The 10,569-nt window shown below is 32.6% G+C and carries 11 protein-coding genes; 10 read left to right on the top strand and 1 reads right to left on the bottom strand.

Annotation, left to right across the window (positions count from 1 at the left end; translation table 11 throughout):
* Nucleotides 1-1,029, bottom strand: a 1,029-nt coding sequence (locus GGG_RS0117505) for a TadE/TadG family type IV pilus assembly protein (RefSeq protein ID WP_010117314.1), incomplete at its 3' end; no start/stop codon positions are given.
* A 132-nt stretch (nt 1,030-1,161) separates the two neighbouring features.
* Between GGG_RS0117505 and GGG_RS0117510 the strand changes: the two genes are divergently transcribed.
* The 10 genes from GGG_RS0117510 to GGG_RS0117560 all read left to right on the top strand — a co-directional run bounded on the left by GGG_RS0117510 (nt 1,162) and on the right by GGG_RS0117560 (nt 10,449).
* The gene (locus GGG_RS0117510; protein WP_010117315.1) at nt 1,162-1,443 is read left to right on the top strand and encodes a Flp family type IVb pilin; all 282 of its coding nucleotides are present in this window, start codon (nt 1,162-1,164) and stop codon (nt 1,441-1,443) included.
* A 157-nt stretch (nt 1,444-1,600) separates the two neighbouring features.
* The gene (locus tag GGG_RS0117515; protein WP_010117316.1) at nt 1,601-2,980 is read left to right on the top strand and encodes a Tad domain-containing protein; all 1,380 of its coding nucleotides are present in this window, start codon (nt 1,601-1,603) and stop codon (nt 2,978-2,980) included.
* Between the two features lie 16 nt (nt 2,981-2,996).
* Nucleotides 2,997-3,725 (top strand): hypothetical protein, encoded by a 729-nt coding sequence (locus GGG_RS0117520; RefSeq protein WP_010117317.1) that lies wholly within the window; start codon nt 2,997-2,999, stop codon nt 3,723-3,725.
* Nucleotides 3,722-4,345, top strand: a complete 624-nt coding sequence (locus GGG_RS0117525; RefSeq protein ID WP_010117318.1) for a hypothetical protein — start codon at nt 3,722-3,724, stop codon at nt 4,343-4,345. The genes GGG_RS0117520 and GGG_RS0117525 overlap by 4 nt, the downstream gene beginning before the upstream one ends.
* Before the next feature lie 189 nt (nt 4,346-4,534).
* On the top strand, nt 4,535-5,374 hold the full coding sequence (gene cpaB / locus GGG_RS0117535) for a Flp pilus assembly protein CpaB (protein ID WP_010117320.1): 840 nt from the start codon (nt 4,535-4,537) through the stop codon (nt 5,372-5,374).
* On the top strand, nt 5,367-6,719 hold the full coding sequence (locus tag GGG_RS0117540; RefSeq protein ID WP_010117321.1) for a type II and III secretion system protein family protein: 1,353 nt from the start codon (nt 5,367-5,369) through the stop codon (nt 6,717-6,719). The genes cpaB and GGG_RS0117540 overlap by 8 nt, the downstream gene beginning before the upstream one ends.
* A complete protein-coding gene (locus GGG_RS0117545; protein ID WP_010117324.1) occupies nt 6,697-8,403 on the top strand; it encodes an ATPase, T2SS/T4P/T4SS family in 1,707 nt (568 codons plus the stop codon). The genes GGG_RS0117540 and GGG_RS0117545 overlap by 23 nt, the downstream gene beginning before the upstream one ends.
* Entirely contained in the window at nt 8,404-9,240 is an 837-nt protein-coding gene (locus tag GGG_RS0117550) for a type II secretion system F family protein (protein WP_010117325.1), read from the top strand.
* Between the two features lies 1 nt (nt 9,241).
* A complete protein-coding gene (locus GGG_RS0117555) occupies nt 9,242-10,117 on the top strand; it encodes a type II secretion system F family protein (RefSeq protein ID WP_029574684.1) in 876 nt (291 codons plus the stop codon).
* 2 nt (nt 10,118-10,119) lie between these two features.
* A complete protein-coding gene (locus GGG_RS0117560) occupies nt 10,120-10,449 on the top strand; it encodes a DUF192 domain-containing protein (protein WP_010117327.1) in 330 nt (109 codons plus the stop codon).
* Nucleotides 10,450-10,569 lie beyond the last annotated feature (120 nt).

The raw sequence follows: 10,569 nt of genomic DNA on the forward strand, positions 1-10,569 counted from the left end.
CAAGTTATTGGTATCACCAATAATGCTATTGGTAGATGCACCTGTATGCCCAGTGGGTGAGTTGTTTCCTAAAAGCCCACCTGCTAGCTGAGAGCCAATATCGGAAACTCCATTAAAATTGGTTATATCATTTTCAAAATTAGAAATTAAAGATTGTTCAGCGGAGTCAGTGATTCCGTCTAATAGGTCAGTTTTCTTTTGACCAACTTGCCATTGCATTGCTTGATTTTCAGTTAGGCGATCAATGAGGTCTTCACCCACAATGTAACCATTCCGATTAACGGTATTTGTAGATAATCCCCCTTCAATTGGTGGGCTTAGCATTTGCGATGAAATATCGACAACGATAGGGATACGACCAGCTGCAAGCATACGAATATTTGCAGCATCACGGTCGCTAGAGAAAAAGGAGGTTAAAGAACTAAACACATTTTTCATCAATGGAATTCGTGGCTCGTAACCATATACAAAGCGTAGTTTCAAAACATTTGCATCTTGAAGATTTTGTTTAGACTTCGGCTTAATTTGCAAGTTATTTGTTAAATTAAACTTTTCATTCGGTATAACCCTAACGGTTTGCCCAGTTTTTATTTTATAAGCTGTTGAAAGAATAGGATCATTCCAGTCGTCAAAAGAGGCTTTTGAAGGATTCACCATATGCATATGGACGAATGCAGACTCTGATTTTTTGATAATTTCTTTTAACGCGGTACCTTGTAAACCAACTTGCGCCAAATTTGGATTTGTTCCACTTATCGGGCTGTCAATATGAACATTACCAGGCAAATAGATTCCTGAAGTGGAAAAATAAGGGACTAGACCTTTAAAAAAAGCATTTTGAATGCGTGCAGGATCTGCATTATAAATTGCACCAGCCCTAGCCGCTTCATAAGCAGCATAAGTTACATTGAGTCTTGCAACGTATATTAGTCCATATTGAATACCAACTAAGCCCATGAAAAGAACCAATGGGGCAACAATAATAAATTCAGTGATTGAAACGCCAAGTTGATTTTTTTTTCTACTCATAAGTAGCCCATTTTTTAATTCTAAAAATGTTTTCTTTTTGATGAGTTATGTATAATATAGTAAACATCGTACAAATAACAGACTGTACGTGTGAAAACATTACAACAAGTTTAAGTTATACAAGGTTTACTCATGAAAACAAAACAACTAATAAATGCGTTAAATAATAAAGCAATACGCGGTCAGGGTATGACTGAGTATATTATTATTGTTGCTTTAATTGCTGTAGCCGCTATTGGTGTATTCCGCTTCTATGGGAATACAGCTCGTTCGCAAGTTGCAGTTGCAGCATCTGAATTAGGTGGACAAGATTCTGCTAAAGCAAGAAGTGCTGCTACGACTGCTGGTCAAGCAGCTGTTACTGAAGGTGGAAAAGACAAAAAACTTAATGACTTTGAAAAAGGTTCTCAATAATTACTCTGTTCAGTTTTAGCTACATTTAAAGCATATTTGAATGTAGTTAAAGTTTCACTTATATAAATATTTATATTAAATTTTAAAATTCACTTAAATAGATTAAATAACACTTTGTATTAAAAATTTTTTTGATACTTTTTATAGTGGGTCTTTTATGAAATATCAGTCTGGTCAGTCAACAATGCTTATGTTGATTTTATCACTCGTTTTAATGCTGACCCTAGTTTTCGTCTTTAATACATCACAACTATTATCTGAACGACAACAGGCAAAAATGTTGGCTGATCATGCTGCATATGCAACTGCTACGCGTCAAGCCAGACTGATGAATTTGAATGCTTATATAAACAGAACACAAATTGCGAACCAGTTGGCAATAGCACAAGGTGTAAGTACTGGTTCATGGTCAAAATATGCAGCACAAACTTCAACGAATATAAGTAGAGCAACATCATGGTTTCCTCCAGTGAGTGCTGTTTTTGCAAATATAGGAACAGGTTTAAATTATTTTGCAGATGGTATGGGGGCTTATATTGCAGCTTATGGTGTCGAAGTTAAGGTTTTGGAAACAATTCAAGGTACTTTGAATTTAGCAAGTAATGTGACCATCCTAAATGCGCCGCAGGAGTTCTCAGATTTAGTCAGTGAAAATCAACACTCTGAATATGATGTTAAATTAATAGCTTCGACATCTAAATTCCCAGCTCAACTAATTAAACAATATTCTGCACAAGAACGAGAAAGAATGGCAAAAGTTGTTTTAAGCTCAGCAGATCCTTTCATTACCAACCGAACTAAAACAGATATTTTACCGAAACTTGTTTTAGCACCTGGAGGATGGGATGAATGGCGAATCCATAAAGCAGGAGGAACTGAACTTGTTCAATTAGATGAGTGGAAGGGAGTAGATACCCTATCTTTACATCATTATTATAAAACAGTTAGTTGGAGAGGGGTTAAAAGTCGGCATAGAGAAATTCCTATAGGTTGGGGAAGCGCTGCTGGTAGTGCTTTGGGAGAAGATAAAGCTAAACGATCGGGTTCGTATGGTGGTGCAGCTTCAACTAATCCAAGTGCTAGAGGTCGTGCTGAAAATAATGTACCAAATTATTGGGATCCAAGATCAAATAGTTCAAAACTTACAGGCGTGGGTATACCTAAATTTTATGAATTGAAAGATTTAAGTGATAAAGAAACCATATTTCCATTAGTTGTATCTGCAAAAAAAAGTCGAAATAAATTAGAAACTGTAAATAGAAACTCAAATTTAGAAATATCAAAACAGTTTACGATATTGGATAATTATGATGAGCTTGAAAAAGGTACGATCAGTAATGGTGATATGCAAGCATTGACAAAAGCCGAAGTTTATTTCCAGAGACCATGGGAACTAGAAGTTGCAAATTCAAATAGTAGAGTAATTAATCATGAGTATGGTTCATTGTTTAGCCCTTACTGGAAAGTTAGATTGAATGATGATATGGAAATTTCAAAAAGAACAGTGTCACTTGTAGAAGCGATTACTTTGCATTAAAGCAGTGAGTTTTTTTATGAATAAATATAAACAAAAAGGTCAATCCATTGCTGAGTTTGTTGTTGCTTCTGGTGTAATGGGGATGTTAATGATTGCAATACCCATGGTTTCAAAAGTGGCTACAGTAAAATTGAAATCTGAACAAGCTGCAGACTATGTTGCTTGGAGGGTGAATAAAGGTGTTTATGTCAATGATGAAGCTGAGTTATCAAGAGAAGTTGGACAAAGATTTTTTGCAAGAACTGGGGCAGATGTTTTGAGTGATCGTAATGCTGACTGCGATGATGCTTCTGACAAAGATATTGCGGGTACTTCTTTAGTAAATTGGGATTCGATTTCAGTGAAAAATAGTTCAAAGCGCGAAGAGTATAGTAAAACATTTGGGACAGATCCGTTAAAATTAGCCACTAAAGGTTTTGATAATTTAAAATCAAATGGACAATATTTAATTAATGTTGCCGTTCCAGTAAATAGTGTGACAGGAATAGAGGGTTTTCCTGAGACTTTTACAATTAAAAGTACTACAGGGACGCTTAGAAACAATTGGGCAGCCAATAACTCTTCAGACATAAAAAATGTAGTTAAAAATTCTGATTATTTAAAACCATATGAAGTTGTACAAGTGAATATAAACAAAGTTTATAATACAGCAATAGCTACAATGGGATTTGAACATAAAATTCAGGATGATGGTATTTATAAAATGGATATCGTTCCAGATGATAGAAAGAAACAAATTAGATGATAAAGAGAATTTCATATTTCTTGGGGGTTGGGTTGTTTCTTATACATGCTAATTTATATGCATGTCTTGATAAAGATACAAATACTCAAGGTATGCTATTAAATCCTATTGGAAAACAAAGTATATTAAATGGGTCATCGGTTGATATGTATGACTTAGTTTCGCGTGATTGTAATTTAGAGTGTTATGCTAAATTTTTAGATAAAAATAATGTAAAATTCTCTAAACAAGGTGTTCTTTTTTATATTGAAAAAAAAGGAGGAATTACAATACAGGTTTTAAATAATAATGAAAGAGGTTTTGATGGTCGGATAATTTGTAAGGCAAAAAAAGATTACAAAAAGTTGGCTTTACCAAGTTATTTTAAAATAAAGGGTCAAACTACGGATTTTCAAACAACAGATAATAAGTCGACAAGTAGAACATTATCTTATCCTAAAGTTAATAGGACTGTGTATTTGAGTTTAATAAACACTTTAAAGTCAAAATCAAATAATGTAGATATTAATAATGCCTTCTCATATTTTGAATTGAATGACAAAAGTGAATTTAATCTTGTTTTTGATATGAGAAGAAATACTGGAAACCTAGTTGTTGTATATGTTAGGAATGGAAATTAATATGTATAAACACAAGCGTGGTAATACTACAACAGAATATTTGATATGCATGACTTTTGTTTTGATACTTATTGTTGCAGGAAATGGAATCTTTGGTGATGGAAGTTTGTTTATGATGTTTAAAAAGTCATATGAGTTATTTATGAGTAAATTTAATGCTACAGTTTTAAATTTGGATGCTATACCCTAATGCAAATACAAAATATCAATAAAAAGGTTGTTGCTCTAATTATTTCAATACTGATTGGGGTGTTGAGTATATGGGGTTTTAAGACTGCTTTCGATTCAAAAGTGGAAAGTTTAAATAAAAAAGGACCTGAAATAGCATATGTTGTAGCAAGCAAAGATCTTCCTGCTGGCTCTATTATTTCACCTGAAACTGTTTCACAAAGAAAGTTACCTTCTGAGTATGAACAATCAAATGCAATTACTGCAGATAACTTCGCTGCAATAGAAGGGATGCCTTTAAGAGTGGATTTAAAACCTGGTGATTTAATTATGTCTTCGATGGTGGAAATGAAAAAAGATATTTCTAAATTGATTTCACCTGGTAGAAGGGCAATAACGATTCCTGTTGATGATGAAAGTTCAATTTCTACCATGTTAAAACCAGGTGATCTTATTGATCTAATCATAACCTTGCAGTCTTCTGAGAAAACGGCAACATTACCTTTGATGCAAGGGGTAAAAATTCTTGCAACAGGTAATCAATTAGATACAAATGACTTAAGTACAGAAACAACTGGTTATACAAATATTACTTTGGATGTAAGTGCAGAGGATGCCAAAAATATTACTTTAGCGGCAAGTTTAGGCAAGATTTCAGCGATATTAAGAAACCCTAATGATCAAGTCATATCAGATACAAGTAGTTTTATTCAACAAATCAATGCACAGAAAAGAGTGACTTTAAGCACCAAACTTATATCTGAACCCAAAAATACCATTCAGACAAATAATCAAATGGCAAATTTAGATAAACCTAAAAATTCTAATTTTAATATTATTTATGGAAATAAAGATGAATAAAACAGTGAGTAACATTTTGCAGTTTAACAAAATATATTTATCTTTGATTGCCAGTTTTATCACATTAAATGCTCATGCAATGTCAGATCATTTATATATAGGTGAAACAATTTATTTAAATGATCCTACAATTACTGATGTCGTTATTGGAAATGATCAGATAGTCAAGGCGAAAACAGTCGGTCGTAAAGGAGTTGCTTTAACGGGTGTTACAGCTGGTGATACAACAGTAAAAATATGGAATGGTCGGCAATATATTTCTTCAGATGTTCATGTATATCCAAGTAACGTTAAAAAAACTTTAAATGATTTACAACAGGCCTTATCCAATATTCCGAATATTTCAATTGAACTGATTGGTGATAATATTATTATACAAGGAAATAATATTTCTCTAGAAAACAAAGAGCGCATTGATAATTATTCGACGTTGTTTAAAAATGTAGTAAACCTTACTAAAACAAAAGAAAATAATGTCCAAGAAAAACAAAAAATGGTTTATTTAGATGTAAGAGTTGTTGAAATATCAACCTCATCTACAAAAGAAATAGGTATTAATTGGAATACGGCATCAATCGATGGACCTAAATTTGGCATTTTAGGTGACTTTAAACGGAGTGGTGCATTTACATCCGATACAAATCCATTGGCTGGAAGTATTCCAGCACTTCCAAAAATTGATCCATTTCAAACCTATTTTGGATTAGCAAGTTTTATTGACAGTAAAATAAATTTACTACAAGAAAATGGAACTGCAAAAATCATCGCAAGACCATTACTTTCTTGTAAAAATGGTGGTAACGCGACATTCCTTTCAGGTGGTCAAGTCCCTTTTCAATCTTCAGGTGCGACAGGAACGCCATCTATAGAATTTAAAGACTATGGAATAAAATTAGATATTAGTCCAACCATTACGAATGAAGGGATCGTGGCAAAGATACTTGCTGAAGTGAGTAATATTGATCAATCTGTTCAAATTTCTGGAATGCCAGGTTTTTTAACACGGCGTACGGAAACAGAATTTGTGGTTGAGCAAGGTCAAACCTTAGTACTAAGTGGTTTAGTTGCAGCAGATATTAGTGACACACAAAGTGCTGTTCCGGGACTAGGTAAAATTCCATTGTTTGGTAATCTATTTAAAAGTAAATCTAAAGCAAAAAAACAGAATGAATTGGTTTTCTTTGTTACCCCTTATGTATATGAAAATGATTTTAGTAAGAAAATGGAAAAAGTGGGTGAGGCATCAGACAGCATCGTGAAAGATGAATTAGGTGCAGGTTTAATTTTACCAAAAGATTTTAATAGTCAATTAGAGAATACCAATGAAGCTCAAGATAAAAAATAAACAACAAGAATCTATCTTGCACATTGATAAAAATGAGATCGTAATAGGCAAGTCTAAGGACTGTGATTTACAATTAAAGGGTTGGTTTATTGCGGATAAGCATTGTGCGATTAAAAAATTAAGTGGTGGGTATGTTGTTGAAGATTTAAATCGTGGTGCAAACGGAACACTTGTAAATAAAAAAAAGATTGATTTCTTTGGCCCGTTGGATTTAACGAATGATACTATTTTTATCAATAACTATTCTATTAATATATTAGAGGAAGATAGTGATGATGAAATTAAAATTGTTAATTCACATTCAATAGATCATAGTGTTTTAGAAAGCTTAATAAATGTATCAAATGAAGATACAGTCCATTCAACTCAGGTAGCAAACCTTCAGTATAACTCAAAAGCATATAAATCTCTTGAAGTAGAATGGATACAAATTTTAAGAGAAAAATTAGTCAAGAAAATGGATTTGAGGCGTAAAGATATAAATACGATGACGCCTGATGAGCTAAAAAATGAAACATTAACTTGTTTAGATCAGGTTCTATTTGAAATAGATGAGGAGCTTCCTCAAATATTAAATGTAGATCGATTGAAACAAAAAATTATTGATGAAGCGATAGGTCTAGGACCATTGGAAGAGTTATTGGCAAATTCGCTTGTTACTGAGATTATGGTCAATGCAAAAGATGAAATTTTTATCGAGCAAAAAGGAAAAATCATCAAAAGTGATTTAGAGTTTACCAGTAATAAAGCAATTTTAGATGTTATTGAAAGAATCGTAACACCGCTGGGTAGGCGGATTGATGAAAGTTCACCAATGGTTGATGCCCGTTTAAAAGATGGTTCTCGAGTAAACGCAATTATCCCCCCCTTAGCTATTAAGGGGCCTACAATTACGATTCGAAAATTCCCAGAGAAAAGAATATTAATTGAAGATCTTGTTGATTATTCAAGTCTAAATGATGATATGGCTGACTTTTTACAGCTTTGTGTAAAAGCAAAGAAAAATATTATTATTTCTGGTGGAACAGGTTCAGGCAAAACAACATTACTTAATGTTTTAGCAAGTTTTATTCCGAATGGTGAGCGAGTTATTACGATTGAGGATGCTGCAGAACTTAAATTAGATCATGATCATTTAATTTCATTAGAAGCAAGACCTGGAAATAATGAAGGTAAAGGGTCTGTTCACATCAGGGATTTAGTTAAAAACTCATTAAGGATGCGACCTGATAGAATTGTTATTGGTGAATGCCGTGGTGCGGAAGCACTTGATATGTTACAGGCAATGAACACTGGGCACGAAGGATCTTTAACAACTTTACATGCGAATACACCACGTGATGCAGTTGCCCGTTTAGAAACCATGATTATGATGGCAGGCATGGATTTACCGTTAAATGCAATTAGAGAACAAATAGCTTCAGCTGTTGACGTCTTGATTCAACAATCACGCTTTTCCTGTGGAGCTAGAAAAATAACCTATATTACAGAAATCACTGGGATTGAAAGTGGTAAACTTCAGCTCCAAGATATTTATAAATTTGATAAAACTGGATTTGATTTAGAGCTACAAAAAACTAAAGGATATTTTGGTGCAACTGGATTGATACCAACTTTTTTACAAGAACTAAAAGAATCAGGGTTAAACGTTGATATTTCAAAATTCCAAAATAATGGGTTCTAAATGTATATTTATTTAATCATATTATCATTTGTGATTGTTTTTTTAACATATTATTTAATAACATCGGATGTTATTCAAAATACTTTTTTAAGGAAAACAAATAAATTAGAAGAGCAGCTAAATTTAAGCTATGTTTTTTTAAACATTAAGAAAATTATTTTTATATATTTTCTATTCTTAATTGTAGTTTTCTCAATCATCTTTTTATTTTTAAAATTCAGTATTGTTTATATATTTTTAGCACTCTTTTTAAGTATATTGCCATTTATTGTAATTAAAAAATTTAGGCAAAATCAAATTGAGAAAATAGAACAACAATTACCAGATGCTTTAATGTTGATTGCTGGAGGATTGAGGTCAGGCGCTAGCTTGAGCACTGCATTGTTTCAGTTGACAAATGAATGTCTACCACCTTTGAAAAATGAAATTTCATTAATCATTAAAGAGCAGAAGGTTGGTTTACCCTTAACAGATGCACTAATGAACTTTCAAACCAGATTACCAATTAAATCTGTTGTTTTAATGACAACAAGTATCCGAATTGCATTAGAAACTGGAGGCGAATTAGCAGAAACTCTGACTAAAGCAGCAGAAACCTTAAGACAAATCAATCAATCTGAAGGAAAAATAAAAGCTTTAACAGCTCAAGGAAAAATGCAAGCTTGGGTAGTTGGCTTAATGCCTGTTGGTTTAATTTTTGTTTTGAGTCAAATGGAACCTGAGGCGATGAGTAAATTATGGTCTACACCAGCAGGGTGGATCGCCCTTGCTGGAATTATCATTTTTGAGCTTTTAGGCATGATCGTCATAAGAAAAATAGTGAGTATAGATGTCTAACATGAATGAGTTTATTTTATATGCAAGTACCTTTTTTATGGGATGTGTCATTTCATTTATTTGTTGGCAGGTCTTTAATTTTATAAATGCGGTTCCAGATGAAAATAGAAGTTATTTAGACAAGCCACCAGTTCTATTTTATATTCTTTGGGTTCCAATAAAAACATTGGCATTCTATATTGAACCATTTATTTCAAAAAAAACAGAAGAAAAATTAACAAGGAAGATAGTTTATGCAGGCTATGATTATGTTTTTAAAGCCAAGGAAATAATTTCTTCACAAATTGTATTTGCATTTTTCTTTTCTACTTTTGGTTTAGTGTTGCTGTATATCGCTAATATTGAGTTATTTTATAGTATCCTATTTTTTCTTTATGGATTAATTTATCCGATTTTATGGTTAAAAAGTGAAAAGAAAAAAAGAGAAAATATAATACTCAAAGAAATTCCCTTTTTTTTAGATATTATTGTCCTTTGTGTTGAGGCAGGATTAACATTTGTAAATGCTGTTGATCAAGCTGTCACTAAGTCGGTACAAAGCCCTATGAGGTATGAGTTTTCTAGAGTATTAGCAGATATTCGTAAAGGTGTGTCTAAGAGTGATGCACTTAGAAATATGGTTTCGCGTATAGATCATGCTTCTATACAAAATTTGGTTTCAGCAATTATTCAAGCTGAAAATATGGGAATGAATTTAGGACCAATTTTACGTGGACAGGCTGAACAGAGGCGTGTAGAACGGTTTTTACGAGCTGAAAAACTTGCACTGGAAGCACCTGTCAAAATGCTATTTCCTCTTGTAGCATTTATTTTCCCATGCACATTTATTGTTATTGGATTTCCTTTATATATTATGATGAAAGACGCATTTGGATAATTATGAAACTGGTAAGTAGTCAAAGAAAATTTGAAGTAAAAATTGCGAGGAATTTTTTTTCTCGCGCATTTGGCCTTTTATTCAAAAAGAAGTTAAGTGACAAAGAGTGTTTGTTAATAACACCGTGTAAATCCATACACACAATTGGTATGCGATATAACATAGATGTGGTTTTTATTGATGCATTTGGTTATATTACAGATATTTATTATGATGTTTCACCTTTTAAAGTATTAAGTGCCTCAAAAGAAGCTTGCTCAGTTATAGAGTTTTTAGGTGGTGAATTGAAAAATGAAGAGTTAAAGCTTAATGAGTTATTTTTTATAAAATAAGGAACATATTTTGTAAGAGCTTAGGAAGTAAATATACCCAAATTATATGATGACTTACTAATATAAAACATAAAAAATGAACACTATTTCCGTTCAAGAATTGCAGAGGCACAATTCAGG

Origin of the sequence: Acinetobacter sp. P8-3-8, assembly GCF_000214135.1 — a bacterium.
In the GTDB taxonomy this organism is placed as follows: domain Bacteria; phylum Pseudomonadota; class Gammaproteobacteria; order Pseudomonadales; family Moraxellaceae; genus Acinetobacter.